The 25,800-nt window shown below is 71.3% G+C and carries 26 protein-coding genes; 18 read left to right on the forward strand and 8 right to left on the reverse strand.

What is annotated here, in order from left to right:
* Window positions 1–97: 97 nt before the first annotated feature.
* The 11 genes from CJ226_RS04995 (at window position 98) to CJ226_RS05045 (ending at window position 10,343) form a co-directional block, all read left to right on the forward strand.
* A complete protein-coding gene (locus CJ226_RS04995; RefSeq protein WP_062637585.1) occupies window positions 98–1,384 on the forward strand; it encodes an adenylosuccinate synthase in 1,287 nt (428 codons plus the stop codon).
* A gap of 5 nt (window positions 1,385–1,389) precedes the next feature.
* Window positions 1,390–2,493, forward strand: coding sequence for a beta-propeller fold lactonase family protein (locus tag CJ226_RS05000; protein WP_102208490.1), 1,104 nt, complete (start codon window positions 1,390–1,392; stop codon window positions 2,491–2,493).
* A gap of 68 nt (window positions 2,494–2,561) precedes the next feature.
* Window positions 2,562–3,950: an MFS transporter gene (locus CJ226_RS05005; RefSeq protein ID WP_102208491.1), complete on the forward strand. Its 1,389-nt coding sequence runs from the start codon at window positions 2,562–2,564 to the stop codon at window positions 3,948–3,950.
* Between the two features lie 75 nt (window positions 3,951–4,025).
* Window positions 4,026–4,601, forward strand: a complete 576-nt coding sequence (locus CJ226_RS05010; RefSeq protein ID WP_062637579.1) for a biotin transporter BioY — start codon at window positions 4,026–4,028, stop codon at window positions 4,599–4,601.
* Between the two features lie 274 nt (window positions 4,602–4,875).
* Entirely contained in the window at window positions 4,876–5,160 is a 285-nt protein-coding gene (locus CJ226_RS18640; protein ID WP_102208492.1) for a hypothetical protein, read from the forward strand.
* 44 nt (window positions 5,161–5,204) lie between these two features.
* A complete protein-coding gene (locus CJ226_RS05020; protein WP_102208493.1) occupies window positions 5,205–6,641 on the forward strand; it encodes an NAD(P)/FAD-dependent oxidoreductase in 1,437 nt (478 codons plus the stop codon).
* Window positions 6,642–6,776: 135 nt separating this feature from the next.
* Window positions 6,777–7,079, forward strand: coding sequence for a DUF427 domain-containing protein (locus CJ226_RS05025; RefSeq protein WP_062637575.1), 303 nt, complete (start codon window positions 6,777–6,779; stop codon window positions 7,077–7,079).
* A gap of 45 nt (window positions 7,080–7,124) precedes the next feature.
* Complete coding sequence (locus CJ226_RS05030; protein WP_062637573.1) at window positions 7,125–7,985, forward strand: ABC transporter ATP-binding protein; 861 nt, start codon at window positions 7,125–7,127, stop codon at window positions 7,983–7,985.
* Window positions 7,982–8,674 (forward strand): ABC transporter permease, encoded by a 693-nt coding sequence (locus CJ226_RS05035; RefSeq protein WP_062637571.1) that lies wholly within the window; start codon window positions 7,982–7,984, stop codon window positions 8,672–8,674. Before CJ226_RS05030 ends, CJ226_RS05035 begins: the two co-directional genes overlap by 4 nt.
* Complete coding sequence (locus CJ226_RS05040; protein WP_062637570.1) at window positions 8,671–9,390, forward strand: ABC transporter permease; 720 nt, start codon at window positions 8,671–8,673, stop codon at window positions 9,388–9,390. Before CJ226_RS05035 ends, CJ226_RS05040 begins: the two co-directional genes overlap by 4 nt.
* A gap of 35 nt (window positions 9,391–9,425) precedes the next feature.
* Complete coding sequence (locus CJ226_RS05045; protein ID WP_102208494.1) at window positions 9,426–10,343, forward strand: ABC transporter substrate-binding protein; 918 nt, start codon at window positions 9,426–9,428, stop codon at window positions 10,341–10,343.
* 156 nt (window positions 10,344–10,499) lie between these two features.
* Here CJ226_RS05045 and CJ226_RS05050 read toward each other — a convergent pair whose 3' ends face one another.
* On the reverse strand, window positions 10,500–11,720 hold the full coding sequence (locus CJ226_RS05050; RefSeq protein ID WP_102208495.1) for an AI-2E family transporter: 1,221 nt from the start codon (window positions 11,718–11,720) through the stop codon (window positions 10,500–10,502).
* Between the two features lie 62 nt (window positions 11,721–11,782).
* On the opposite strand from CJ226_RS05050, the gene CJ226_RS05055 reads away from it, so the two are divergent.
* Window positions 11,783–12,082: a chorismate mutase gene (locus CJ226_RS05055; protein WP_102208496.1), complete on the forward strand. Its 300-nt coding sequence runs from the start codon at window positions 11,783–11,785 to the stop codon at window positions 12,080–12,082.
* 9 nt (window positions 12,083–12,091) lie between these two features.
* Here CJ226_RS05055 and CJ226_RS05060 read toward each other — a convergent pair whose 3' ends face one another.
* The 4 genes from CJ226_RS05060 to CJ226_RS05075 all read right to left on the reverse strand — a co-directional run bounded on the left by CJ226_RS05060 (window position 12,092) and on the right by CJ226_RS05075 (window position 16,203).
* The gene (locus tag CJ226_RS05060; RefSeq protein WP_102208497.1) at window positions 12,092–13,798 is read right to left on the reverse strand and encodes a long-chain-fatty-acid--CoA ligase; all 1,707 of its coding nucleotides are present in this window, start codon (window positions 13,796–13,798) and stop codon (window positions 12,092–12,094) included.
* A gap of 67 nt (window positions 13,799–13,865) precedes the next feature.
* Window positions 13,866–14,408, reverse strand: coding sequence for a GNAT family N-acetyltransferase (locus CJ226_RS05065; protein ID WP_102208498.1), 543 nt, complete (start codon window positions 14,406–14,408; stop codon window positions 13,866–13,868).
* Window positions 14,408–15,001 (reverse strand): short chain dehydrogenase, encoded by a 594-nt coding sequence (locus CJ226_RS05070; protein ID WP_102208499.1) that lies wholly within the window; start codon window positions 14,999–15,001, stop codon window positions 14,408–14,410. Before CJ226_RS05070 ends, CJ226_RS05065 begins: the two co-directional genes overlap by 1 nt.
* A gap of 104 nt (window positions 15,002–15,105) precedes the next feature.
* On the reverse strand, window positions 15,106–16,203 hold the full coding sequence (locus CJ226_RS05075) for an ROK family transcriptional regulator (protein WP_102208500.1): 1,098 nt from the start codon (window positions 16,201–16,203) through the stop codon (window positions 15,106–15,108).
* Window positions 16,204–16,325: 122 nt separating this feature from the next.
* Between CJ226_RS05075 and CJ226_RS05080 the strand changes: the two genes are divergently transcribed.
* Entirely contained in the window at window positions 16,326–17,489 is a 1,164-nt protein-coding gene (locus CJ226_RS05080) for an ROK family protein (protein WP_102208501.1), read from the forward strand.
* Window positions 17,490–17,640: 151 nt separating this feature from the next.
* Here the strand turns inward: CJ226_RS05080 and CJ226_RS05085 are convergent, their stop codons facing one another.
* Genes CJ226_RS05085 through CJ226_RS05095 form a run of 3 tightly spaced genes read right to left on the reverse strand, consistent with a single transcriptional unit; the run spans window position 17,641 to window position 20,818 of the window.
* Window positions 17,641–18,567, reverse strand: a complete 927-nt coding sequence (locus CJ226_RS05085; protein ID WP_025104200.1) for a carbohydrate ABC transporter permease — start codon at window positions 18,565–18,567, stop codon at window positions 17,641–17,643.
* A gap of 2 nt (window positions 18,568–18,569) precedes the next feature.
* Entirely contained in the window at window positions 18,570–19,541 is a 972-nt protein-coding gene (locus CJ226_RS05090) for a carbohydrate ABC transporter permease (RefSeq protein ID WP_102208502.1), read from the reverse strand.
* Between the two features lie 32 nt (window positions 19,542–19,573).
* Window positions 19,574–20,818: an extracellular solute-binding protein gene (locus CJ226_RS05095; protein ID WP_102208503.1), complete on the reverse strand. Its 1,245-nt coding sequence runs from the start codon at window positions 20,816–20,818 to the stop codon at window positions 19,574–19,576.
* 282 nt (window positions 20,819–21,100) lie between these two features.
* Between CJ226_RS05095 and CJ226_RS05100 the strand changes: the two genes are divergently transcribed.
* Genes CJ226_RS05100 through CJ226_RS05120 form a run of 5 tightly spaced genes read left to right on the forward strand, consistent with a single transcriptional unit; the run spans window position 21,101 to window position 25,661 of the window.
* Window positions 21,101–22,000: an SIS domain-containing protein gene (locus CJ226_RS05100; protein WP_060923389.1), complete on the forward strand. Its 900-nt coding sequence runs from the start codon at window positions 21,101–21,103 to the stop codon at window positions 21,998–22,000.
* Window positions 22,001–22,025: 25 nt separating this feature from the next.
* Window positions 22,026–23,018, forward strand: a complete 993-nt coding sequence (locus CJ226_RS05105; RefSeq protein ID WP_102208504.1) for an ROK family protein — start codon at window positions 22,026–22,028, stop codon at window positions 23,016–23,018.
* Window positions 23,015–23,959 carry a 1-phosphofructokinase family hexose kinase gene (locus CJ226_RS05110; protein ID WP_102208505.1) on the forward strand — a complete coding sequence of 315 codons (945 nt, stop codon included), beginning with the start codon at window positions 23,015–23,017 and terminating at the stop codon, window positions 23,957–23,959. Before CJ226_RS05105 ends, CJ226_RS05110 begins: the two co-directional genes overlap by 4 nt.
* On the forward strand, window positions 23,956–24,888 hold the full coding sequence (locus tag CJ226_RS05115) for a class II fructose-bisphosphate aldolase (RefSeq protein WP_102208506.1): 933 nt from the start codon (window positions 23,956–23,958) through the stop codon (window positions 24,886–24,888). Before CJ226_RS05110 ends, CJ226_RS05115 begins: the two co-directional genes overlap by 4 nt.
* Window positions 24,885–25,661, forward strand: a complete 777-nt coding sequence (locus CJ226_RS05120; protein WP_102208507.1) for a DeoR/GlpR family DNA-binding transcription regulator — start codon at window positions 24,885–24,887, stop codon at window positions 25,659–25,661. The genes CJ226_RS05115 and CJ226_RS05120 overlap by 4 nt, the downstream gene beginning before the upstream one ends.
* Window positions 25,662–25,800 lie beyond the last annotated feature (139 nt).

The following is a 25,800-nucleotide window of genomic DNA, read 5'->3' on the forward strand; positions in this document are numbered from 1 at the left end:
CCCGGGGGCTGTCCGAGGCCTGCCGATAGGATGGGAGCGCCCGAAGAGGGCCAGCTCATCGGCCGGTGCAAACCCGGCGAAAGCCAAGGGGTTACCCATGCCAGGAATCGTTATCGTCGGCGTGCAGTGGGGCGACGAAGGAAAGGGCAAGGCCACCGATCTGCTCGGTGAGCGCACCGACTGGGTGGTGAAGTTCAACGGCGGCAACAACGCCGGGCACACCGTCGTCGTGGGCGACGAGAAGTACGCCCTGCACCTGCTGCCCTCCGGCATCCTGTCGCCCGGCGTGAATCCGGTCATCGGCAACGGCGTGGTCATCGATCTCGAGGTGCTCTTCTCCGAGCTGGAGGCCCTGTCCGCCCGCGGCATCGACGTCTCGCGGCTCAAGGTCAGCGCCAACGCGCACATCATCACCCAGTACCACCGCACGCTCGACAAGGTCACCGAGCGCTTCCTCGGCAAGCGCAACATCGGCACTACCGGCCGCGGCATCGGTCCGGCCTACGCCGACAAGATCAACCGCGTGGGCATCCGCGTGCAGGACCTCTTCGACGAGAACATCCTGCGCCAGAAGGTCGAGGGCGCCCTCGACCAGAAGAACCACCTTCTGGTGAAGGTCTTCAACCGCCGCGCCGTCACGTGCGATGAGATCGTCGACGACCTGCTCTCCTACGCCGAGCGTCTGCGCCCGATGGTCGCCGACACCGGCTACCTCATCGACCAGGCCCTGAGCCGCGGCGAGGTCGTCGTGTTCGAGGGCGGCCAGGCCACGATGCTCGACATCGACCACGGCACCTACCCGTTCGTCACCTCGTCCTCGGCCACGGCCGGCGGCGCCTCGACCGGCTCCGGGGTCGGCCCCGGCGCCCTCGACCGCATCGTGGGCATCGTCAAGGCCTACACGACCCGCGTCGGCTCCGGTCCGTTCCCGACCGAGCTGTTCGACGAGCAGGGCGAGTGGCTGCGCAAGCAGGGCTTCGAGTTCGGCACCACGACCGGGCGTCCGCGCCGCGTGGGCTGGTACGACGCCCCCATCACCCGGTACGCCACGCGCATCAACGGCATCACCGACCTCGTGCTCACGAAGCTCGACATCCTCACCGGGCTCGAGAAGATCCCGGTGTGCGTGGCCTACGACGTGGACGGGGAGCGGTTCGACGAGGTGCCGGTGAACCAGACCGACTTCCACCACGCGAAGCCGATCCTGGAGTACTTCCCCGGGTGGAGCGAGGACATCTCGACCGCGCGCACCTTCGAGGACCTTCCGCAGACGGCGCAGGACTACGTGCTCGCGCTGGAGGAGATGAGCAACACCCGCATCTCGGTGATCGGCGTCGGTCCGGAGCGCGATCAGGTGATCGTGCGCCACGACCTGCTTGACTGACCGGCATGACGCGGTTCTGGCTCGGGGGCTACGGCCCGGCGATGGAGGGCTCCGCCGAGGGGATCGGCGTGCTGGCAGGCGACGAGGGCCGTGAGGCCACGACGCTCGCCTACCGCGGACCCGTGACGCAGACGCCGTCGCCGTCGTGGCTCGCGGCGCATCCGTCCCTCGACGTCGTGTACGCGGCGTTGGAGGGCGATGCCGCCGTGCAGGCGTTCGCGCGCACCGGGGAGCTGGCGCTGACGCCGCTCGGCGATCCGGTGCCGACGGGGGACGGCGTCTGTCATCTCGCGGTGTCGCCGAACGGCCAGACGCTCGTCGCCAGCTGCTACGGCGACGGGCGGGTCGTCCGGTTCGCGCTCGCCGCGGATGGTCGTCTCGTGCCGGCGAAGGAGGACGCGGCGGCAGCCCTGCGTGCCGCCCTCTTCGGCGACGGCGATCCGGATGCGGCCCCGGCCACGCCCGCCGGGGACGGCATCGCGGCGGTCGACCCGTACGGCGCCGCGGGCCGCGCATCTCACGCGCACGCCGCCGCCTTCCTGCCGGACGGCCGCGTGGCGACGACCGACCTCGGCTTCGATCTCGTCCGGTTCTGGCGCCTGCAGGGCCCCGGGCTCGTCCTCGACCAGGAGGTCGTGCTTCCGCGCGGCACCGGTCCGCGCCACATGGTCGTGCATCCGAGTGGTCACCTGCACGTCGTGACCGAGTACTCCTGCGAGGTCTTCACGCTCGCGGCCGCCGCCGACGGCACCTGGGACGTCGTCTCCTCGGCTCCGGCCAGCCCCATCGCGCAGATCGGCGTGGACTTCCCCGCCGAGCTCGCCCGCTCGAAGGACGGCCAGTTCCTCTATACAGCCCTCCGCGGCAGCAACACCATCGCGGCGCTGCGGGTGCGCGGCAGCGGCGAGGCCCTGGAACCGGTCGCGCTCGCCGACTCCGGAGTCGACTGGCCGCGACACCACCTCGTCTACCAGGGCAAGCTCCTCGTCGCCGGTCAGCGCTCCGACACCGTCACGCTGCTCGACCTCGATGAGCGGACGGGAGCACCGCTCGGAGTCCGGCACGAGGCGCAGGCTCCCGCGCCGACGAGCATCCTCCCGCTCCGCTGACTCCGTGCCGGACCCGCGTCCATCCGGGACTTGACCTCAACCATTCTTGAGGTTCTAGCGTCGTCCTCATGACGACCGAGACCGGGCCCGCCGCGCCGTCCGCGACCGCCCCGCCCCGCATCCTCGGCGGCGAGTACGTCTGGATCACGATCGGCGCGTGCGCCCTCGTGTTCCTCGGCGCCTTCGAATCGCTGGCCGTCACCACGGTGATGCCGGCGGTCAGCGCCGACCTCCACGGTGAGCGCCTGTACGCGCTGGCCTTCGCCGGCCCGCTCGCGACGAGCGTGATCGGCATGGTGGTCGCCGGCAACTGGTCCGATCGGCGGGGTCCCGTGGTGCCGCTGTACGCGTCCGTCGCCCTGTTCACCGTGGGGCTGCTCGTCGCGGGGCTCGCGCCGAGCATGGAGGTCCTCGTCGCGGGACGCTTCGCGCAGGGGCTCGGCAACGGCGGACTCATGGTGGCTCTCTACGTCGTGGTCGCCCGGGTGTACCCGACGTCCCTGCATCCGGCGATCTTCGCGGGGTTCGCCGCCGCGTGGGTCATCCCCTCGCTGATCGGTCCGACGATCGCGGGTGCGGTCACGGAGGTGTGGAGCTGGCACTGGGTCTTCCTCGGGGTCGTGGTGCTCGTCGTGCTCGCGCTGCTGATGGTCGTCCCGGCCCTCCGCGGCCTCGCGCGCAGCGGAGACGCCACCACGCCGTGGGCTCTCGGGCGGCTGGGGTGGTCGGTGCTCGCCGCCTCCGCCGTGCTCGCCCTCGACCTCGTGGGCGAGGTCCCGGTCGCCGGGCCGTTCCTGTCGGCAGCCGCGGTGGTGGTCGCGATCGGGGCGGTGCGCCCGCTCCTTCCGCGGGGCGCGCTCGTCGCCCGCCGGGGCCTGCCGTCGGTGATCCTGGTGCGCGGTCTGGGGGCGGCGGCGTTCTTCGGGGCGCAGATCTACCTGCCGTACCTGCTCACCGATCGGTACCTGCTGTCGCCGACCCTCGCCGGGCTCGCGCTGACCGGGGGTGCGCTCGCCTGGTCGGCGGCGGCGACCGTTCAAGGGCGGATGGGTGAGCGCCTGTCGAGCGTGACCGCGGTGCGGGTGGGGACGGTCTTCGTGGTCATCGGGATCGCGCTGATCCTGGTGATCACGATCACGCAGGCCACCCCGCTGCTCGCCGCCCTCGCCTGGGTCGTCGCGGGTGCGGGCATGGGGTTGATGAGCCCGCGATCCAGTGCGCTCGTCCTCGCGATGTCCTCCCCGGCGGAACAGGGGTTCAACAGCGGGGCGATGACCGTGGCCGACTCCTTCGGAAGCGCGCTCGCCCTCGCCGTCACGGGCTCGCTCTTCGTCGCGCTCGGGGCCGTTGCCGGAGTGGATGCGTTCGCGGGAGTCTTCGCGCTCGCCGCGGCGATCGGTGCGGTAGCGGCCGTCCTCGCCCCGCGGACGAGGAGCGTGGCGCCCGCTGCGGAGTGATTTGCGCGGGCTGCGCGGGCACCTCTACCCTGGTGAACGGTGTTCAGGTGAACACCGTTCAGGAAGGAACACCCGATGGCATCCACCCCTCGCGACACCTCCGCGACCCTCGGCCGCGTCGCCGTCTTCGCCGCGCTCATCATCGTGCTCGGCACGGTCGTCGTCCCGCTGCCCGGCGGGGTGCCCATCACCGGACAGACGCTCGCCGTCATGCTGGCCGGTCTCGTCCTCGGCCCGCGGGTCGCTCCGTGGTCGGTCGCCCTCGTCCTCGTGCTCGCGGCGGTCGGCCTTCCGGTGCTCGCGGGTGGGCGCGGAGGTCTCGGGGTCTTCGTCGGCCCCACGGCCGGGTACCTGCTTGGCTGGATCGCGGGCGTCGTCGTCATCGGACTCCTCATGCGCACCGGCCGCCTGACCTGGTGGCGTACCGCGGTCGCGGCCTTCGTCGGCGGTGTGCTCGTCGTCTACGCCTTCGGCATCCCCGTCCAGGCACTGGTCACCGGCGTTCCCCTCGACCTCACGGCCCTCTCGACCCTGGCGTTCCTCCCGGGCGACCTCATCAAGGTGACCGCGGCGACCCTCATCGTCGTGGCCCTCCGTCGCGCCTATCCCCGGGCCTTCGCCGACCCCCGCCCCGTCCCCTCCGTCGCCTGACCCCCGGGCCGTCCCGGCCGGTCCCGTCGACTCCGTCCGTCCCGTCGACTCCGTCGGTCCTGGTTCGAATGCACGACCAGGACACGTCTGCCGGCGAGTCGCCCCGTCCCGATCGTGCGGCCGTCCTCGGGTCGTGCATCCGGAACGTCGGACCCGACCCTTCTGACCCGACCTCTCTGACGGGACCTCTCTGACGGGACCACGAAGAACGACTCGGCTGGGATCGAACCACCCCCCGGGCTGGTCCGGGCAGTCCCGGTCGTTCAGGTTTCGGATGCACGACCGGGGCACGGCTGCCGGCGGATCGTCCCATCCGAGTCGTGCGGCCGTCCTCAGGTCGTGCATCCGGAACGTCGGAATCCGGAACGTCGGAACCCGGAACGTCGGAACCCGGAACGTCGGAATCCGGAACGTCGGAATCCGGAACGTCGGAGGAAGGGACGTCGTGCATCTGTCCCCGGGTCGTGCACCGGAACTTCGGAACCCCGAACCGAACCCGGGAAGGACGGGTATATCGGCGGACGGGAACAACTCACCCGTGACTCGACGTTCCTCATGAGCGAGACTGGGCCACGGACCGCCGCGGCCACGAGAGGGGCGAGCATGACTGCTGCCGAGAAGACCGACGAATACGACCTCATCGTGCTGGGCGGTGGTCCGGTCGGGGAGAACGTGGCGGACCGTGCCGTGCAGGGCGGTCTCACCGCGATCATCGTGGAGAGCGAGCTCGTCGGCGGAGAGTGCTCGTACTGGGCGTGCATGCCGTCGAAGGCGCTGCTCCGCTCGGCCCAGGCGCTCCGTGCCGCGCAGCACGTCGCCGGCGCCGCGCAGGCCGTGACCGGGTCCCTCGACGTGCGCGCGGTGTTCGAGCGTCGCGACTCCTTCACGAGCAACTGGTCCGACGACGGGCAGGTGAAGTGGCTGGAATCCGCCCACATCGACCTCGCCCGGGGGCACGGCCGGCTGACCGGCGAGCGCGAGGTGACGGTGAGCGACCAGGACGGCGGCACCCGGGTGCTGCGCGCGCGTCACGCGGTCGCCATCAGCACCGGTTCGGATGCGGTCATCCCGCCGATCGAGGGTCTGCGGGAGGCCTCGCCCTGGACGAGCCGCGAGGCGACCAGCGCCGAGGAGCTGCCCGACAGTCTCGCGGTCATCGGCGGCGGCGTGGTCGCGGTCGAGATGGCCACCGCGTACGCCGCACTCGGCTCGTCGGTGACGCTGCTCGCGCGCAGCGGGCTGCTGGGCGGGATGGAGCCCTTCGCCGGAGAGCGGGTGGCCGACGGCCTGCGTGAGCTCGGCGTGGACGTCCGCACCGACACCGGCACGACGGCGGTGCACCGCGACGGTGAGCGGGTCACGATCACTCTCGACAACGGCGAGACGGTGACCGCGGCGGAGGTGCTCGTCGCGACCGGACGCTCTCCCCGCAGCGCCGACATCGGGCTCGAGGCGGTCGGGCTCGAGCCGGGCCGCTGGATCGAGACGGACGACACCCTCCGCGTCCCCGGGCATGACTGGCTCTACGCCGTCGGCGACGTCAACGGCCGCGTGCTGCTGACCCACCAGGGCAAGTACCAGGCGCGCGCCGCGGGCGACGTCATCGTCGCGCGGGCGAAGGGCGACGCGGTGGACGACGCACCCTGGGGCCGTCACGTCGCCACGGCCGACCACGCCGCGGTGCCCCAGGTCACCTTCTCGATCCCGGAGGTCGGGTCCGTCGGCCTTACCGAGGCGGCGGCGAAGGACGCCGGCACCGCCGTCCGCGTCGTCGACTACGACCTCGGGTGGGTGGCGGGCGCGAGCCTGTACGAGGACGGGTTCGCCGGGCAGGCGCGCCTGGTCGTCGACACCGACCGCGACGTCGTGATCGGTGCGACGTTCGTCGGCCCCGAGGTCGCCGAGCTCGTGCAGGCCGCGACCATCGCGATCGTCGGCGAGGTCCCGATCGCCCGACTCTGGCACGCCGTGCCCTCCTACCCCACGATCAGCGAGATCTGGCTGCGGCTGCTGGAGGGCTACGGCCGCGACTCGGCCTGATCCGGGCAATCCGATTCGGGTCGCGTGACGAACAGAACGCGCATTGTGTCCCAGATTGACGACCCCGCGCGCCACCCGGTGCCGGATGTCGCACCCGTCTTATACGCTCGAACCCACATCCGAGGAGGCAGGACCATGAAGGCTGTACTCGCAGGAAACGTCATCGCCGAGGCCGACCAGGACGACCTCATCCGCATCGAGGGGAACTGGTACTTCCCGCCGGCATCCGTCGCGCCGGACGTCCTCGTCGAGAGCCCCACCCCATACACGTGTCCGTGGAAGGGCGAGTGCCAGTACTACTCCGTCCAGGTCGGCGGAGAGCTGCACAAGGATCTCGCGTGGTCGTATCCGCATCCGTATCCGTCGGCGTTCGATCGCGTCGGCAAGGACTTCTCCGGTTACGTCGCCTTCGCCCCGGGCGTCGAGGTCTCGGCCTAGTCCCGCACGACCGCACGTCCGCATGACCGTCGGAGAAACATCCTCATGATCGAGTTCCGCAACGTCACGAAGCGCTTCCCCGACGGGACGCTCGCCGTCGACGACTTCAGCCTCGTGCTGCCCTCCCGCAAGACCACCGTGTTCGTCGGATCGTCCGGCTGCGGGAAGACCACCCTGCTCCGGATGATCAACCGCATGGTGGAGCCGACGTCGGGGGAGGTCGAGATCGACGGGGAGAGCGTGCTCTCGGGCGACCCGGTCGCCCTGCGCCGGCGCATCGGCTATGTGATGCAGAACTCCGGGCTGATGCCGCACTTCACCGTCATCGACAACGTGGCCACCGTGCTGCGGCTGAACGGGGTGAAGCGCACGCAGGCGCATGAGCGGGCCCGTGAGCTGCTCACGACCGTCGGCCTCGACCAGGCGCTCGCCGACCGGTACCCGAGTCAGTTGTCGGGTGGTCAGCAGCAGCGCGTCGGGGTGGCCCGCGGACTCGCCGCCGATCCGAACATCCTCCTCATGGACGAGCCGTTCGGTGCGGTCGACCCCATCGTCCGCGCCGACCTCCAGCAGGAGACCCTGCGGCTGCAGCACGAGCTCGACAAGACGGTCGTGTTCGTCACGCATGACATCGACGAGGCCTTCCTCCTCGGCGACCAGGTCGTCATCCTCGACAAGGGCGCAAGGATCGTGCAGGTGGGCAGTCCGAGCGAGATCATCGAGAATCCGGCCGACGACTTCGTCTCCTCGTTCATCGGGGCCGACCGCGGCCGCCGCGCGCTGCACCTCAAGCAGACCCCGCGGGGGACCGTGGTCGTCGACTCCGAGGGCCGCACCCAGGGGGCCATCGTCGATGCGCCGGAGGGCGTGGTCGACGGAGCCGACACGGTGAAGGCGGCCCCGTGAACTGGGTCGGCGACAACCTCGGGCTGATCCTCGAGCTCACCGCGGTGCACCTGCGCCAGAGCGTGATCCCGATCGTGCTCGGGTTCGTCCTTTCCCTTCCTCTCGGCTGGGTGGCATGGCGCTATCGGCTGGTGCGGGGACCGATCATCGCGCTGACCGGCCTGCTCTACACGATCCCGTCGCTCGCGCTGCTGATCCTCCTTCCCGCGGTGCTCGGCTACTCCGCGATCAACGAACCGAACCTCATCGTCGCCCTCACGATCTATGCGATCGCGATCCTCGTCCGGGCCGTCGCCGACGGCCTGGACTCGGTCGACGACGACGTGCGACAGGCGGCGACCGCGACGGGCTTCGCCGCTTTCCGACGGTTCTGGGCAGTGGAGTTCCCGCTCGCCGGACCGGTCATCCTCGCCGGGCTCCGGGTCACCGCGGTCAGCACGATCTCGCTGGCGACGGTCGGTGTGCTGATCGGCGTGCGGAACCTCGGCTATCTCTTCACCGACGGCCTTCAGCGCCGCATCATCGAGGAGGTCTTCGCCGGAGTCGTCGCCGTCGTCGTGATCGCTCTGATCGTCGATCTTCTTCTCGTGCTGGCGGGGCGCGCCCTGATGCCGTGGACGCGCACGGCGACGAAGACGGCGACCAAGGCCGCCGTGAGTCGTACGGCGGCGATGGGATCGGCCGCATGAACCTCTTCACCGACGCCTTCGTCTGGCTCTTCTCACCCGACCGCTGGACGGGCCCGTACGCGCTGCCGGTGCTGTTCGGTCAGCACATCTTCTACACCGTGATCTCGGTGGCGATCGCGGCGGTCATCGCCGTTCCGCTCGGGTGGCTCATCGGGCACACAGGCCGCGGACGCGAGGTCGCCGTAGCGATTTCCGGTGCCGCGCGCGCCATTCCGTCGTTCGGTCTCCTGATCCTTCTGGTGCTGCTGCTCGGGGTGCTCCGCACACCGGTCGCCGCCGTCATCACGTTCGTCCTCCTGGCGATCCCATCGCTCCTCGCGGGCGCCTACACCGGGCTGGAGGTGATCGACCGCCGAGTCCTCGATGCCGCCCGAGCCATGGGAATGACCGAGTGGCAGGTGTTCTGGAAGGTGGAGGTGCCGCTCGGTCTCTCGCTGCTCATCGGCGGGCTCCGCTCGGCGCTGCTGCAGGTCATCGCCACCGTCACCATCGCGGCCTACGTGAATCTGGGCGGCCTGGGGTGGCCGATCATCCAGGGCCTTCCCCTCCGCCGCTTCGATCAGGTGCTCGGTGGCGCGATCCTCGTCGCGGTGCTGGCGCTCCTCGTCGACCTCCTGCTCGCTCTCGCTCAGCACGCCGCAGTCCCCCGCGGCGTGCGCACGCGTCCACAAAGACGCCGAACTCGGTCGACCGCACCCGCGGTCGCGACCGCCTGACCCACAGCATCGTCCCCCAGAGAAGAGGAAGTCCCATGTTCACCGCACGCACATCTCGTTTCGCCCTTGCCGGCGGCGTCGCGCTCACCGCCGCGCTCGTGCTGGCCGGGTGCTCCAGCAGCAATCCCCTCGACACCCCGACCGAGGAGTCCGGCTCGGGCGGCGGCGAGACCATCGTCATCGGCTCCCAGGCGTACTACTCCAACGAGATCATCGCCGAGATCTACTCGCAGGCGCTCACGGCCGCCGGGTTCGACGTCGAGGAGAAGTTCAGCATCGGCCAGCGCGACGCCTACATGCCGGACGTCGAGTCCGGGGCGATCGACCTGTTCCCGGAGTACACGGGCAACCTGCTCGAGTACCTGGACAAGGATGCGACCGCCACCAGCCCGGACGACGTCTACGCGGCCCTGAAGGACGCGCTCCCGGACGGCCTCACCGCGCTCGACTACGCCGAGGCCTCCGACCAGGACACCTACACAGTGCTCAAGAGCTTCGCCGAGGAGAACGACCTCACCTCGATCGCGGACCTCGCGGACGTCACCACCCCGGTCACGATCGGCGCGGCTCCGGAGTTCGAGCAGCGTCCGTACGGTCCCGCCGCAGCCAAGGAGGTCTACGGCGTCGACCTGGCGTTCTCGGCCACCGGTCCCACGACGCTGGAGTCGCTGCTCGCCGGTGAGATCCAGGTCGCGGACATCTACTCGGCAGACCCGGCATTCCAGACCGAGGACATCGTGGCGCTGGAAGACCCGGAGAACATCATCCTGGCCTCGAACGTCGTCCCGATCGCGTCCAGCGACGTGGCCGACGAGATCGCCGACGTCATCAACGGCATCAGCGCCAAGCTGACCGCCGAGGAGCTCGTCGCCCTCAACGTGCAGAGCACGGTCGACCAGAAGTCGGCGGAGGACATCGCGAAGCAGTGGCTGACGGACAACGACCTCATCTGAGCCGTCTCCCCGCGAAGCGCCCGGCCCTCAGGGGTCGGGCGCTTCGTCGTTCTCGACCGCCGGCGTGCACAGCTTCGGAGATCTCGCCCGACACTCCGCGGAGGAGCCCCGGCTCACGGCGTGTCGCCCCGGATCTCCGAAGTTGTGCCCGGGGGGTCAGGTGCGGGAGTCCTGCTTCGGCACGACCACCTGCTTGACGATGATGAGGATCGAGGCGGTGACGGGCACGGCCACGAGGGCGCCGAGCAGACCGAGGAGCGTGCCGCCGGCGAGGGCGCCAATGACGACGAGCGAGCCCGGCACGGCCACCGCCTTGTTCATGACCCGGGGGGTGAGCACGTACGCCTCGATCTGCATGTAGACGAGGTAGACGGCGGCGAAGACCAGCGCGGCGATCGGGTTCGTGAACAGCGCGAGGATGGTGCCGATCATCCAGAACAGCACCGAGCCGACGAGCGGGATGAGGGTGACGCAGAAGGCGATCGCGGCCATGAGCGGCGGGAACGGCAGGCCCAGCACGGTGTAGAGGATGAGGGCGAGGGTCGCGTTGCAGAAGGCGAGGACGACCATCCCCATCACATAGCCGCCCACGGAGTCGGTGATCTGCTGGGAGATGTCGCCGGCGCGGTCGCGGTCGCGGGCCGGGACCAGACGCAGCATCCCCTGGCGCATGGCCGGGAGGGTCGCGAGGAAGTACAGCGTCAGCACGAGCACCACGATCGCGCCCGAGATCCCGCTCGCGATGGACGCGCCGACCTGGAGCGCCCCGCCGCCGATCGTCGCGAGGTTGCCGAAGTCGGAGAGGAACTTCTGCACCTCCGACACGAGGTCCTGGAACTGGTCGCCGAACTGGTCGTGGAGGGTGGCGTAGAGGTCAGACTTCGTGAAGTCCTGGATCATGCCGGGGACCGACTTCACGAACCCGGCGATCTGATCCACGACGATGGGCACGATCATCCAGAGGACGAGGGCGACCACGGCGATGAGGGCGAGGATCGTCACGACGACGGAGAGCGCGCGGGAGAGGCCGCGGCGCTCGAGGAAGCGGACGGCCGGGTCGAGGCCGAGGGCGCCGAACAGGGCGAGGGCGATGTAGATGAGGACCGTAGAGAGGTTCGACAGCGCGAGGCCGATCACGAGCGCCCCGAGGCCGCCGAGGGTCACGAGGAACCCGAAGACGAACGGGCGATCGATCCGCGTCCAGAACGAGCGGCTGGGCGTGGTCGGCTCGATCACCACGGGCACGGACGGCTTCGCGGCGGCGTCGGGCGCCTCCGCCGCGGCGCCGACGAGCGCGGCATCGACGGGGACGACGTGCGGGGCGGGACCGCCCTGGCCGTCGTGCGGAGCGGAGGCCGGCGACTGGTCGTTGCTCATGAGCACACGATAGCGGTGCCCCTCGTCGGAGGCCGGGTGATCCGCGGCTCTAGAGTAGGGGCATGAATGCCGCTGAGGATCCGAAGGCCGAACTGCTCCGGCTGCGTGCGAGCATCGACAACATCGACGCGGCCCTGATCTTCCTGCTCGCGGAGCGGTTTCGCGCCACACAGCAGGTGGGGCACCTCAAGGCCGAACACGCGATGCCGCCGTCCGACCCGAACCGCGAGGAGCAGCAGGTCGCTCGGCTCCGCGCGCTCGCGGAGGACGCCCACCTCGACCCGGAGTTCGCGGAGAAGTGGTTCAACTTCGTCGTGGCCGAGGTCATCCGCCACCACACCGAGGCCGCCGAGGGGCGCTGAGACCGCGCGTCAGGCCCCGCGCTCGGCGAGCAGCCGGTCGCGCACCTCGCGCCGCAGCACCTTGCCGATGAGCGACCGGGGGAGGTCGTCGACGGCGGTGATCCGGCGCGGCACCTTGTAGGCGGTCAGGTGGGTGCGGCAGAAGTCGCGGAGCCCGTCCATGTCCGCCGCCGCGCCCTCGCGGAGCACCACTGCCGCGGCGACCTCCTCGCCGCCGCTCGCCCGAGGGAGCCCCACGACGGCGGCCGTGACGATGTCCGGGTGGGCTTCCAGCGCGCTCTCCACCTCGCTGGGCGCGACGTTGAAGCCGCCGGTGATGATGAGCTCCTTCCGGCGGTCGACGATGGTGACGAACCCGTCGGGAGAGACCTCGGCGATGTCGCCGGTGCGAAGCCAGCCGTCCGGCAACAGGGTCTCGGCCGTCTCGCCGGGGCGCCCCCAGTACCCCTGGAAGACCTGCGGTCCGCGCAGCAGCAGCTCACCGGGCTCGCCCGTGGGCACGTCGGCGTCGGGGTCGTCGGGGTCGACGACACGGATCTCCGTGCTCGGGAACGGGACGCCGACGGTGCCGGGGCGCCGCGTCGGACCCATCGGGTTGCCGAGCGCGACGGGGGAGGCCTCGGTCATCCCGTACCCCTCGACGAGCAGTCCCCCGGTGGCCTCCTCCCAGCGTCGCACCGTCGCCACGGGGAGGCTCATGGCCCCGGAGATCGCGAACCGCACCGTCGAGAGATCCACCGTGCCGCGGGCGGCCGCGCGGGCCAGCTGGTCGTAGATGGGCGGGACGGCGGGGAGGAAGGTCGGCGGGCTCGTGCGGGCGGCGTCCGTGACCAGGCTCACATCGAAGGCCGGGAACAGCACCACCTTCGCCCCGATGCTCAACGCGAACGTGAGGCACAGGGTGAGTCCGTAGGCGTGGAAGAGCGGCAGCACGGCGTAGAAGGTCTCCTCGCCGTCGCGGAGTCCGGGCACCCAGGCCCGCCCCTGCATCGCGTTGGCCCGCAGATTCGCGTGGGTGAGGATTGCGCCCTTGGGGACCCCGGTCGTCCCGCTCGTGTACTGCAGGACGGCGGTGTCGCCCAGCGACGGCCCGGGGGTGCGGCGGGGGAGCCGGCGGTGCGACACGAGCTTCTTCCACGGCGTCAGGTGCCGCGCGCGTGGCGTGCCGGTCAGCTTCGCCCGCGATGCCCGGGCCTTCGGGACGGGGAGTCGCAGGAGGAGGCGCTTCGACAGGGGCATCGCCGCCGTGAGGTCGACGCTCACGATGTGGCCGACGCGGAGGTCGTCGGGGAACCCCGCGACGGTGTCGGCGACTTTGTCCCACACGATCGCGACGCGGGCCCCGTGGTCCTCGAACTGGTGGCGCAGCTCCCGCGCGGTGTAGAGCGGGTTGTGCTCGACGACGATCGCCCCGAGACGCAGGACCGCGTAGAACGCGACGACGTGCTGCGGGCAGTTCGGCAGCACCAGCGCCACCCGGTCGCCCTTCGTGACCCCGAGATGGCGGAGTCCTTCCGCGGCGCGGTCGATCTGCTCGCCGAGCTCCCGGTAGGTCGTGATGGCGCCGAAGAACTCGAGGGCGGGGCGGCGCGCATACCGCCGGACACTGGCGGCCAGCATCTGCGGCAGGGTCTGCGTCGGCTCGTCGATGTCGGCCGGCACGCCCTCGGCATAGGAGCGGAGCCAGGGACGGGAAGACAGCGGCGCGTCGGTCATGCCCTCATCCTCCGTCACGGACCTGTGCTCCGCCTCCCCCTTGCGCTCCCGCCCGTCCGGCGTGCAGTCACTCGTCCGCGAGGATGCCCATGACGATGGCGTCGACCCATTCGCCGTCCCAGCGCAGCGCCTCCCGGCGCCGGCCCTCGACGACGAAGCCCGCCTTCTCGTAGGCGCGCTGCGCCCGCGGGTTGAACGCGTACACCTCGAGCTCCACCCGGTGCAGTCCCACGGTGTCGAAGGCGTGCCGGATGACCGCGCGCGTCGCCTCGGTCCCGTATCCGGCGCCGAACCACCGCGGGCCGGCGAGGGCGATGCGGAAACCGGCCGAGCCGTTGTCCTCGTCCAGGTCGCTGAGGACCACCTCGCCGATGTGCGCGCCGTCGTCGCGACGGAGGATCGCCCAATCCGCCCGGTCGTCCCGGTCGGCGAGCGACCGGAGCCAGGTCTCGACGCCCTCGCGGGTGAAGCGCGCGTGGGTGCCGGTCAGCCGCAGCACCTCGGGCTCCTGCAGGGCCGCCCAGGTGCCGTCGAGATGCTCCGGTCCGAGCGGCACGAGGTCCAGCCGCTCGGTGGTCAGGGTGGGGACGGGAGTGAGGGAGAGCGCCATCAGACGGGGAGCACCCGCCCCGAGACGATGCCCTCGACCGCGCGCACGTACGCCTGGCCGACCTCGTCGTCGGTGACGGGGCGGTGGCCGGGGAAGGTCGAGAAGTACCCGGGGGAGTTCGCCAGCACGTCGGGGGAGACCGCATTGATGCGGATTCCCCGCGGGGCCTCCGCCGCCGCCGTGATCACGAACGACTCCAGGGCGCCGTTGGCCATCGCCGCCGCCGCTCCCGTCGCGATCGGCTCCCGCGCGAGCACGCCGCTGGTGAGGGTGATGGAGCCGCCGTCGGTCACGTGGTCGAGGGCGACCCGCAGGACGTCGAGCTGCGCGAGGGTCTTCCCGGTGAAGGCGGCCAGATAGTCGTCGCGGTCGAGATCGGTGAGCGGCTTGAAGGGTACGGAGCCCACGGCGACCACGACGGCGTCGACAGGGCCGACCCGCTCGAAGAGGCTGCGGATGGAGGCGGGGTCGGTCACGTCCACGCTCTGCTCGCCGGAGCGGGACGCCCGCACGACCTCGTGTCCCCGGACGTCGAGGGTGGCGGCGACCACCCCGCCGATGCTGCCGGTCGCGCCGATCACGAGTGCTTTCATGCGGATTCCCCTCCCAGGACGGATCGAGACGACGGACGGCCGCCTCGCGGGATCGAGTCTCCCATCCCTTCCGGGCGGGAGGGGACGGACGACGGGGGCGTCCGTCAGCGCGGGCTGAACTCGGCGGCCACCACGCGGGTCGCCGCGCCCAGCAGGACGGCGTCGTCGAGCGCGCTCGGCACCACGGTCGGTCCGAGGGAGGGGTGCGAGGCGGCACGGACCGCGGCGGCCGTCGCGTCCAGGAACTCCGGGGAGACGATCCCGTCGGGACCGCTCAGGACGATCGTGGGCAGGTCGACGGCGGCGGCGATGACCGAGAGCGACGTGCCGAGCCGGGCGCCGGCGGCGGTGAGCACCGACGCGTGGTCTGTGCCCGGGGCCTTCAGGCGCCGGGCGATCGCGGGAGCCGCGGCCCACGCGTGAACGCAGCCGTCGCGGCCGCACAGGCACAGCGCGCCGGGGTCGCCACCCGCACCGACGTGCGCGAGCTCGCGGGCCCCGATGGAGCGTTCGACCGGAGCGCCGTCGTCGCCGACGACGCGGATCGCGGTGCCGATGCGGCTGCCGATGCGGACGAGGAGGAAGTCGGTGCCGACGGAGCCGAACCGCTGCTCGGCGTCGGCCACGAGATCGGCGTCGTCGAAGAGGTGCACGGGCGCGTCGAGGATGTCCGCGAGTCGAGGTCCGAGACCGAGCAGCGCGGAGGAGCCGGTGGGCGCGCCGATGCCGATGCCGAGCGCCGGACCGTCGGCGAGCGCCCGCAGTTCGGCGACGAGACCGGCGATGGCGGCGGCGGCGTCCGGGGTGCGCGGCCGGTGGAGACGGTGTGTGATGCGGCCGTCCGGCGAGGCCAGTGCGCCGATGATGTCGTCGGGCGCGGAGAGGTCGAGCGCGATGACCTGGACAGCACGCTGGTCGAACTCGAGCATCACGGCGGGCTTTCCCGGCCGGGACTCCTGGCTCGGGCCGCTCTCCCGGATCACGCCGTCGGCGAGCAGGTCGCGCACGACCTCGGAGACGGTGGGGCGGGCGAGGCCGGTGAGCCGGGACAGATCCGCGCGACTGAGAGCCGCGTGCTCCATGAGGGTGCGGAGGACCAGGGCGCGGTTCCGCTCCCGGATGCCGCGGGCATGACCGTTGCTCGGTGTCTGCGCGGCTCGTGCCCGATCCGCGGGGCGCTCTAGGATCTGGGGGTAGCGCACGATGCTCCTCCCGATCGACGCTCGGGCTGACTAAGTTCAATGAATAAACTAACGGACCGAGCGTACGGAGCGGTACGCGCGCTGTCAATCGACGGACCTCGGCCCCGAGAAGGAACCCGCAGATGTTCACCCACGACGACGCGCTGGACACCCAGGCGGCGGTTCGGCGAGCGAACCTGCGACGGGCGCTCCAGCTGGTCTTCCAGGCCTCCGGTTCCCAGACCCGCGCCGGCATCGCGCGGACGACGGGCCTCACGGCGGCGACCGCGTCGTCCCTCGTCGCCGAGCTCATCGAGAACCGCTTGATCGCGGAGGGTGAGCAGGCGGTGAGCACGGGGGGCAAGCGCGCAACCACCCTCAGCATCGACGCGGAGCACCACCTGATCCTCGTGCTCGTCGTGCAGCCGACCAGCGCGTACCTGGCGCTCGTCGCGCTCGACGGCTCGGAGGTCGACCGCCGCAGCATCGCGTACACCGTGCAGACGCGGGACCGGGTCCTGGACGAGACCGTCGCGGAGGTGGTGGCGACCTCCGGGGAACGGCTGCTCGCGGTCGGTGTCCAGGTCCCGGGGACGACGGACGGCCGCACGGTGCTGGAGAGCGTGCAGCTGGAGTGGCACGAGGTGCCGCTGGCGGAGCGCTTCGAGAGCATCGCGGGCGTCCCGGTCCTCCTCGTCAACGACGTCGATGCCGAGGCCATCGCAGAGGCCGGGCTGGACGCCGCCCCCTCGGGCTACCGCCTGTTCATCCACAGCGGCGGGGGCATCGGCGCCGCGGTCACCCTCGACGGGGAGCTCGCACCGGGACCCCGCGACCGTGCGGGGGAGATCGGGCACGTGCAGGTGGTGTTCGGCGATGCCGCCCGTCCGTGCCGCTGCGGGCGTCGCGGCTGCCTGGAGTCGGCGGCCGCGATGGGACCGATGCTCGGCGAGGAGTTCTCGGATGCCCTGGACGCATCGGCGGTCCGTGCCCTCGTCTCCCGGGCGGATCAGACGCTGATCGACGACGGGGCGCGGGCGCTGGCCCGAGCCATCAAGCTCATCGGGGCGCTGCTCGATCCGATCGAGGTCGTCATCGGCGGCCCCGCGACGGAGCTCGGCCCCCGGTTCCTGGAACGGGTGCGGGCCGAGAGCGGCTACCCGGCCCGCGGCACCGCCGACATCCCGATCCGGTACGCCGATCCGCGCGTCGCCCCCTCCGCCGGCCCCGCGCAGGCCGCCCTCACCGCCGTCCTCGGCGTGCGATGGAGCCCCGAGCAGCTCCGCGCCGGCGGCCCCCGCCCCTGATCCCGCCCCCTGACCTCTCCCCTCGCATGTTCCGGCTGCACGATCCGGGTACGGGCGCACGACCGGATCCGCCCGGAACCCCTGCACGCGCGCCGCGGTCGTGCAGGGGCCCCGGCCGGGAACCCGGGGGGTGGACGGGAACGGGGACGGGCTACTTCACACTGCCGGCGGTGAGGCCGCCCACCAGACGCTTCTCGATGAGCATGAAGAGGATGATGACGGGGAGGATCGCGACGATCGAGACGCCGAACACGTACTGCCAGCTCGTCTCGTACTGACCGACGAACTTCGTGAGGGCGACCGACAGCGGCTGGTTCTTGTCCGTCGACAGGATCACCAGCGAGGCGGCGAACTCGTTCCAGCAGGCCACGAACGTGAACACGATCGCGGTGACGATGCCCGGCCAGACGAGCGGGAGGTTGATCCGGAACAGGACCGTCAGGCGTCCGGCACCGTCGATCTGCGCCGCCTCGTCGACCTCCTTGGGGATGCCGGCGAAGAACGAGTGCATGATCCACACGGCGAACGACAGGTTGAAGGCCGCGTTGATGAAGATCATGGCGGTCCAGGTGTCGCCGAGGCCGAGGACGGTGAACTGCCGGAACAGGCCCGACGTGAGCACCGCCGGCTGCAGCATCTGCGTCACGATCACGAGGAACAGGAACACCATGCGGCCGGGGAACCGGAACCGGGCCGTGTAGTACGCCGCCGGGAGCGACACGAGCAGCACCAGGAGCGTCGCGAACACGGAGATGACGATGGTCGAGACGAGGTTGTACGGCAGCGGCGTCTCGGGCGTCGACCACATCGTGAGGTAGTTCTCCCAGTGCCACTCCACCGGGAGGTAGGTCGGGTCGACCGAGCGGATCTGCGCCTTCGTCTTCACCGATCCGAAGAACATGATGAGGTACGGCAGCACGAAGATCGCGAGCACGAGGAACCCGGCGGCGGTGCGCAGGATCACCCGGGGCAGCGTCACCTGATCCGCGGTGTAGCGGCGCCGGCGCCCGGGGATCGGCGGGGTGCGTCGTCCGCGGGAGTCGGCGGTGGTCACGAGGGCGGTCTCGGTCACGGTCATGATCAGACCTCCTTCATGGGCTTGACGATCTTGACGTAGGCCGCGACGATCGCGATCACGATGAGGAAGGCCACGACGGACAGGGCGCTCGCGACGTCGACCTTCTTCTGCAGCTCGATGTACTTGAAGATGAGCGTCATGATCGTGTCGGCGCCGTAGCCCGGGATCGACCCGGTCATCACCTTGAGGATCGGCAGCGAGTTGAAGACGTTGATGATGTTGATGAGGATCGCCACGGCGAGGGCGCTGCGCAGCTGCGGCAGGACGATCGACCAGTAGGTGCGGGCCGCTCCGGCGCCGTCCATCTTGGCGGCCTCGATCGCATCGGCGGGGACGGACTGCAGCCCCGCGAGGATCGTGTACGTCGTGAAGGGCAGCGACACGAACACCGCGATGACGATGGACCAGGCGAACGCCGTCGTCGGGTTCTTCGTCCAGCCGTAGCCCACCGCGTCGTCGGAGAGCCCGATGTCGTAGAGGAACTTGTTGAAGACCCCGAAGTACGGCTCGAGGCTGTAGTAGAAGACCATCGTGGTCATCACCACGGACGCGGCCCACGGCACGATGACCGCCATCCGCACGAGCTGGCGACCCGGGAACGCCTTGTTGAGGATCTGCGCGAGTCCGAGCGAGATGACGACCGTGAACAGCACGACCGACACGACCCAGACGATCGTGCGGACGAAGATCGGCCAGAACTCCGGGAACGTGAAGACGGTCACGAAGTTGTCGAAGCCGACCGAGCCCTTGTCCAGGCCCGAGAGCGAGATGTCGCGGGTGGAGTTGAAGAACATGACGCCGGCGGGGAACAGCACCACGCCGATGATGAGCACCAGCGCGGGGGCGATCCACGGCAGCGCCTGCAGGAGGTCCCGCCCGCCGGGGCGACCGCGCACGGCCGTCCCGGAGTCCGGGGTGCGGGGGCGGCCGATGGCCGCCCCCGCGAGGTTCGAGGATTCTGTCGTCTGGCTCATGGGGGGCTTCCCGAACCTCTCCGTTCCGCGGGTCAGCCCGCGTCCACCTGGTCCTGGATCTGCTTCAGCACATCGGCCGCCGGCTGATCCTGGATCTGTCCGAACAGCGACTTGAAGGCGCCGTCCGCGGCCGACCACTTCGGGTTGGTCGACGGGTAGAACTGCGCGTCGGGCAGCACGTCGAGGAACGGCTTGAGGGCCTCCTCGCCGGACAGCTCCTCGGCGCCGGACTTCGTGACGGGGAGGAAGCCCTCCGCCTGCACCCACGGCACGTAGACCTCGGGCGAGTAGAAGTAGTCGAGGAACTTGGTGATCGCCTCCTGCTTGTCGCCGTCGTTCTCGAACGCCATGAGCTGGTCCATGACGCCGAGGGTGAACGGCGAGCCGTCCTTGGTCGGGATCGGCACGATCGAGTAGTCGAGGTCCGGGTTGTTGTCGGCGATCTGGCCGACCGTCGGCGGCAGGCCGACCTGCATGCCGATCTTGCCCTGGATGAAGATGTCCATCAGCGGGGAGCGCTGCGTGGAGCCGGGGTCGGCCTGGGTCGCCCCGGCGTCGATCATCTTCTTGATCTGCTCGGCGCCGACGAGGTTCTCCGGGGTCTCGATGGTGATCTCCGACGCGTCGCCGAAGGATCCGCCGCCGCCCCAGAGCCAGACGGCGGCCTCGGCCTGGGCCTCCTCCGAGCCGAGCGGCATGCCGTAGCCCGCGACACCGCCGCCGAGCCCGGACACCTTGGTCGCCGCGTCGAGCAGGGAGTCCCAGTCGGTCGGCGCCTCGACGCCCGCCTGGGAGAGGAGGGCGTTGTTGACGAACAGGGCACGCGCGGAGGCGATCATCGGCAGGGCGTAGGCCGTGCCGTCGACCTCGGCGTTGGCGAGGAAGGAGTCCTGGAAGTCGGAGTAGACGTCGTCGGACACGATCTCCTCGACCGGGTAGAGCAGTTCGTCCTCGACGAAGCCCGCGAAGGGGCCGCCGTTGTAGATGTCGGGCGCCTCGCCGGCCTGGACCTTCGTGGAGATGACCTTCTCGAGGTTGTCCCACGACTGCACCTCGAGGTTGACGGTGATGTCGGGGTTCTCTTCGGTGAACCCATCGATGACGTCTTCCCAGAGACCCTTCGTGGCGTCGGAGTAGCTGGGGACGAGCAGGTCGAGCGTGCTGGCGTCGTCGCCGCCGCCGCTGTCTCCTCCCGATCCACCGAAACCGCAGGATGCGAGCGACAGCGTGGCGACGGCCGCGACCGCTGCGGCCCCGTATCGCCGTGACTTGTTCATGGGCATTGCATTCCTCACTGTGGGTGCTGCTCCAGCGGGCGGGATCCGCTCTCCGGAGAGGGGGGTGGTGCACAGTCGCAGAACACTCCACGCGACGGTGCGTGATGATCACGCCGCCGAGGTGGTCGCGATCGTCCGAGCGGGGGCTCGGGGGAACTCGTCCCGATTATTTGTCAGGCAAACAAACAAATCAAGATGTTGCTCTCTTGGGACGAAATACTATGATCGGATCACGCCCGAAACAATCACAAGTACGCAACAACTCGTCTGAAAGGCCTCACCATGACCGATTCGCTGCCCGGCGCGCACATGCGCGAAGAGCTCCGCTCCCAGCCGCAGATGTGGGCCACCGCCGCCGAGCTCACCGCCGAGCAGGCCCTCCTGCCGGCCCGCGGGGCACGGGTCGCGGTCGTCGGCTGCGGCACCTCGTGGTTCATGGCCCAGTCGTACGCCGCGCTGCGGGAATCGTCCGGCCACGGCGAGACCGATGCGTTCGCGGCGTCCGAGGCCTTCATCGACCGCGGCTACGACGCGGTCGTCGCCCTCACCCGCTCCGGCACCACGACCGAGGTGCTGGAACTCGTCGACCGCATCAAGGGGCGCACCCGCACGATCGGCGTGATCGGCGATCCCGACTCCCCGCTCGTCTCGCTCGTCGACGACGCCGTGCTGCTGCCCTTCGCCGACGAGCAGTCGGTGGTGCAGACGCGCTTCGCCACGACCGCGCTCGCCCTCTTCCGCGCGTCGCTGGGCGAAGACCTCTCCGGAGCCATCGCCGACGCCACGGCCGTGCTCGCCGAGGAGGGCGACGACACCGAGCTGCGCGACGCCGAGCAGTACACGTTCCTCGGGCGGGGCTGGACGATCGGCCTGGCCCACGAGGCCGCCCTGAAGCTGCGCGAGTCGTCGCAGTCGTGGACCGAGGCGTACCCGTCGATGGACTACCGCCACGGTCCGATCGCCATCGCCGCGCCGGGCCGGGTGACGTGGCAGTTCGGAGAGGCACCGGAAGGACTGGCCGCGGAGGTGCGCGCCACGGGCGCCCGTTTCGAGCACCGCGCTATCGACCCGCTCGCCGACCTCGTGCGCCTGCACCGGACGGCCCTCGACCGCGCCGTGGCCCGCGGGCTCGACCCCGACCAGCCGCGCAACCTCACACGATCCGTCATCCTGGATGCATGACGCCAGCGATCCCCGGAGCCGAGCGATGACCCCGAACGACGCCGCGGACGCGATCCCCGACGTCGCGAGGGACGAGGCCGGTGAGAAGCTCGCCGCAGTGCGCACGCTCGGCGCCGGGTCGCCCGTGCTGGCCTTCGATGTCGGCGGGACGGACATCAAGTCGGCGCTGTTCGACGCGGAAGGGCGGGCGCTCGGCCTCCGCCGCACGCCGACTCCCACGGCCGACGGCGACCGCACCCCTGCGCTGCTCGACCGGCTGCAGGTGCTCGCCGCGCAGCTCCGTGACGAGCATCCCGACGTGACGCCGCGCGCCGCCGGGCTCGTGGTGCCGGGGATCGTCGACGCGGCCGCCGGGATCGGCGTGTTCGCGAGCAATATGGGCTGGCGGGACGCGCCGCTGCGCGCGCTCGCCGCGGAGCGTCTCGGCCTCCCGGTCGCGTTCGACCACGACGTGCGCGCCGCGAGCTGGGCAGAGCACGAGCTGGGGGGCGCACGAGCCTACGACGACGCGGTGATCCTCGTGATCGGCACCGGGATCGCGGGTGCCCTGCTCGTCGGCGGCCGCCCCTACACGGCCGGGGGCTACGCCGGCGAGATCGGGCACTCCCCGATCGCCGACGGACCGGTGTGCCCGTGCGGTGCCCGTGGCTGTCTGGAGGCCGTCGCCTCGGCGGGCGCCATCGCGCGCCGCTACCGGGAGGCCACGGGGACGACCCCGGACGGCGCCAAGGACGTCATCGCCCGGGCGGCCGCCGGGGATCGGGTCGCCGCCGGCATCTGGGACTCGGCGCTGGACGCGCTCACCCTGTCGCTCGCGCAACTGACGGCCGTGGTCGCCCCCGAGGCCGTGGTGATCGGCGGCGGACTGTCGCGGGCGGGCGGTGCGCTCTTCGACGAGCTGCGGTCCCGTCTCGCCGCCCGCCTCAGCTTCCACCGCCTCCCCGCGCTCGTCCCCGCCGAGCTGTCCGGCAACGCGGGACTGATCGGCGCCGCCCTCCGCGCCAGGGAGCTCGCATGATCCTCACCGTCACCCCGAACCCCGCGCTCGACCTCACCTGGCAGGTCGATCGGCTCGTGGCCGGCGGGACCCACCGCGCCGAGACCGGGGCGTCGCGCGCCGGCGGCAAGGGCCTCAACGTCGCCAGGGTCGCACACGCCGAGGGGGCGTCCGTCCTCGCGCTGACCACGGCCGGCGGTCCGGTCGGCGCGGAGTTCGCTGCGGAGCTCACGGCCAGCGGCGTGCCCCATGTGCTCGTGCCCGTCGCGGCCGACACGCGTCGCAGCATCGCCCTCGTCGACGAGGCCGCGGGCGACACCACGATCGTCAACGAACGAGGGGTGAACCCGACCGATGCCGAGTGGGGCGGGCTTCTCGCGGAGGTCGTCGACCGGCTTCCCGGCGCCGCGGTCCTCGTCGTCTCCGGGAGCCTTCCGCCCGGGGCGCCGGAGTCGCTCGTGCCGATGCTCGTCGCGGTGGCTGCGGACGCCCGCGTCCCCGTGATCGTCGACACCTCCGGCCCGGCCCTCCTGCGCGCCGCCGACGCCCGGGCGACCGTGCTCAAGCCCAACGCCGCGGAGCTCGCCGAGGCCACCGGCATCATCGACCCCGTCGAGGGCGCGCGCTCGCTGCTGGCCCGCGGTGCCGAGCTCGTGCTCCTGTCGCTCGGCGCCGACGGCATGCTCGCGGTCACCGCGACCGATCTCCTCCACGCCCGACTCGACGAGCCGCTCTCTGGCAACCCGACCGGGGCCGGAGACGCCGCGGTCGCGGCCTGCGCCGTGCTCACCGCGGAGGGCGAGCGCGACCCCGAGGTCATCCTCCGTCGCGCGACCGCGTGGTCGGCAGCCGCCGTGCTCATGCCGCTCGCCGGCGACATCTCCCCCCGCTGGCGCGCGCTCGAGGAGCAGCTCCGCATCTCCCGCCCCGACCCCGCCTCCTTCCGGAAGGACCCTTCGTGACCCTCGTCTCCGCTCGGGAGCTCGTCTCCGCGGCTGCCACCGCCGGCACCGGCATCGGCGCGTTCAACGTCATCCACCTGGAGACCGCGGAGGGCCTCGTCCGGGCCTCCGCGCTCGCACAGCTCCCCGTGATCCTGCAGATCTCGCAGAACTGCGCCGACTACCACGGCGGTCTGGAGCCGGTCGCCCTCGCGACGCTCGCCGCGGCACGACGCGCGGAGACCCCGGTGGCGGTGCACCTCGACCATGCGGAGCGACCGGAGCTCGTCGATGAGGCCGTGGCCCTCGGCTTCGGCTCGGTCATGTTCGACGGCGGCGCGCTGCCCTACGAGGAGAACGTGGAGGTCACCGCCGAGGTCGCCGCCCGGGCCCGCGCGGCGGGGGTGTACGTGGAGGGCGAGCTCGGCGAGGTGGGCGGGAAGGACGGCGCCCACGCCCCCGGTGTCCGCACCGATCCGGACGAGGCGCGGGCGTTCGTGGCCGCGACCGGCGTGGACGCGCTCGCGGTGGCCGTCGGGTCGTCGCACGCCATGACCGACCGCACGGCCTCCCTCGACCTCGACCTCATCGCCCGCCTGCGTGCGGCTCTGCGTGGCGCCGCCGCGGACGGGACCGACGTGCCCCTCGTGCTGCACGGCTCGTCCGGGGTGGCCGACGCCGTGATCGCCGATGCCGTGCGCGCCGGGATGACGAAGGTCAACGTCTCCACCCACCTCAACGGTTTCTTCACGCGGGCGGTCCGCGAGGTGCTCGCCGCCGACGAGCGTCTCGTCGACTCCCGCAAGTACCTCGCTCCCGCCCGCGCCGCCCTCGCGGACGAAGCCGCCCGGATGCTGCGACTGTTCGCCCTGCTGCCGTCGGAGAATCCCACTCCGGTCGCAGAGGTTCCGGGCACGGCTGCGACCTCGACGCGAAACGACGACCGGTGAAGCGCGCGGCCCGACTGCACGCGATCCTCGACCTCCTCGCGGCGGACGGGGAGGTGACGGTGGAGGAGTTGGTGGAGCGGTTCGGGGCCTCCCCGGCCACCACCCGCCGCGACCTCGACTCCCTCGCCGAGCAGCGCCTGCTCACCCGCACGCACGGGGGTGCCGTGGCCCAGACCGTCGCCTACGAACTGCCGCTCCGCTACAAGAGCCATCTCCGCACGCACGAGAAGGAGAGCATCGCGCAGACCGCGGCGGCGCTCCTCACCCCCGGCATGGTGGTCGGCCTCTCCGGCGGCACGACGACCACCGCTATCGCGGCCGCGCTCGCCGCCCGCGAGGACCTGGCGGCGGAGGGCGGGATCACGGTGGTGACGAACGCGGTCAACATCGCCGCGCAGCTCGCGACCCGGCCGGAGATCAAGGTGGTCGTCACGGGCGGGGTCATCCACTCGCGCACCTACGAGCTCGTCGGCCCGTTCGTCGAACAGCTGCTCCGTGGCGTCCGGCTGGACCTCGCGTTCATCGGCGTGAACGGGATGGACGCGGCAGCCGGGGCGACCACGCAGGACGAGCGCGAGGCGGCGGTGAACCGGATGATGGCGGAGCGCGCGCGGCGGGCCGTCGTCGTGACCGACGGCAGCAAGCTCGGGGCCGAGGCCTTCTCCACCGTCGGCGGGCCGGAGCTCTTCGCCACGGTCATCACGGATCGAGGAGCCGACGGAGCCGCCGTCGACGCGCTGCGCGCCGCGGGGTACTCCGTCCTCCTCGCCTGAGACCCTCCGGCCGCACGCGGGCGCCCCGAGGGCCTCGGCGTCCCCAGATCGCCGAGGCCCTGCGGGAGCATCGCGGCTGCATACCGCGACGCTCCCGGAGCAGATGGTGTCCGTCTCGTCTTCCCGCTCCCCAGCGGCG

Source organism: Microbacterium sp. UMB0228 (genome assembly GCF_002871415.1).
In the GTDB taxonomy this organism is placed as follows: Bacteria; Actinomycetota; Actinomycetes; order Actinomycetales; family Microbacteriaceae; genus Microbacterium.

Excerpts from the sequence above, each read along its gene's own strand:
- CJ226_RS04995 (WP_062637585.1), top strand. The coding sequence starts at position 98 with ATGCCAGGAATCGTTATCGTCGGCGTGCAGTGGGGCGACGAAGGAAAG.
- CJ226_RS05000 (WP_102208490.1), top strand. The coding sequence starts at position 1,390 with ATGACGCGGTTCTGGCTCGGGGGCTACGGCCCGGCGATGGAGGGCTCC.
- CJ226_RS05005 (WP_102208491.1), top strand. The coding sequence starts at position 2,562 with ATGACGACCGAGACCGGGCCCGCCGCGCCGTCCGCGACCGCCCCGCCC.
- CJ226_RS05010 (WP_062637579.1), top strand. The coding sequence starts at position 4,026 with ATGGCATCCACCCCTCGCGACACCTCCGCGACCCTCGGCCGCGTCGCC.
- CJ226_RS18640 (WP_102208492.1), top strand. The coding sequence starts at position 4,876 with ATGCACGACCGGGGCACGGCTGCCGGCGGATCGTCCCATCCGAGTCGT.
- CJ226_RS05020 (WP_102208493.1), top strand. The coding sequence starts at position 5,205 with ATGACTGCTGCCGAGAAGACCGACGAATACGACCTCATCGTGCTGGGC.
- CJ226_RS05025 (WP_062637575.1), top strand. The coding sequence starts at position 6,777 with ATGAAGGCTGTACTCGCAGGAAACGTCATCGCCGAGGCCGACCAGGAC.
- CJ226_RS05030 (WP_062637573.1), top strand. The coding sequence starts at position 7,125 with ATGATCGAGTTCCGCAACGTCACGAAGCGCTTCCCCGACGGGACGCTC.
- CJ226_RS05040 (WP_062637570.1), top strand. The coding sequence starts at position 8,671 with ATGAACCTCTTCACCGACGCCTTCGTCTGGCTCTTCTCACCCGACCGC.
- CJ226_RS05045 (WP_102208494.1), top strand. The coding sequence starts at position 9,426 with ATGTTCACCGCACGCACATCTCGTTTCGCCCTTGCCGGCGGCGTCGCG.
- CJ226_RS05050 (WP_102208495.1), bottom strand. The coding sequence starts at position 11,720 with ATGAGCAACGACCAGTCGCCGGCCTCCGCTCCGCACGACGGCCAGGGC.
- CJ226_RS05055 (WP_102208496.1), top strand. The coding sequence starts at position 11,783 with ATGAATGCCGCTGAGGATCCGAAGGCCGAACTGCTCCGGCTGCGTGCG.
- CJ226_RS05060 (WP_102208497.1), bottom strand. The coding sequence starts at position 13,798 with ATGACCGACGCGCCGCTGTCTTCCCGTCCCTGGCTCCGCTCCTATGCC.
- CJ226_RS05065 (WP_102208498.1), bottom strand. The coding sequence starts at position 14,408 with ATGGCGCTCTCCCTCACTCCCGTCCCCACCCTGACCACCGAGCGGCTG.
- CJ226_RS05070 (WP_102208499.1), bottom strand. The coding sequence starts at position 15,001 with ATGAAAGCACTCGTGATCGGCGCGACCGGCAGCATCGGCGGGGTGGTC.
- CJ226_RS05080 (WP_102208501.1), top strand. The coding sequence starts at position 16,326 with ATGTTCACCCACGACGACGCGCTGGACACCCAGGCGGCGGTTCGGCGA.
- CJ226_RS05085 (WP_025104200.1), bottom strand. The coding sequence starts at position 18,567 with ATGACCGTGACCGAGACCGCCCTCGTGACCACCGCCGACTCCCGCGGA.
- CJ226_RS05090 (WP_102208502.1), bottom strand. The coding sequence starts at position 19,541 with ATGAGCCAGACGACAGAATCCTCGAACCTCGCGGGGGCGGCCATCGGC.
- CJ226_RS05095 (WP_102208503.1), bottom strand. The coding sequence starts at position 20,818 with ATGAACAAGTCACGGCGATACGGGGCCGCAGCGGTCGCGGCCGTCGCC.
- CJ226_RS05100 (WP_060923389.1), top strand. The coding sequence starts at position 21,101 with ATGACCGATTCGCTGCCCGGCGCGCACATGCGCGAAGAGCTCCGCTCC.
- CJ226_RS05105 (WP_102208504.1), top strand. The coding sequence starts at position 22,026 with ATGACCCCGAACGACGCCGCGGACGCGATCCCCGACGTCGCGAGGGAC.
- CJ226_RS05110 (WP_102208505.1), top strand. The coding sequence starts at position 23,015 with ATGATCCTCACCGTCACCCCGAACCCCGCGCTCGACCTCACCTGGCAG.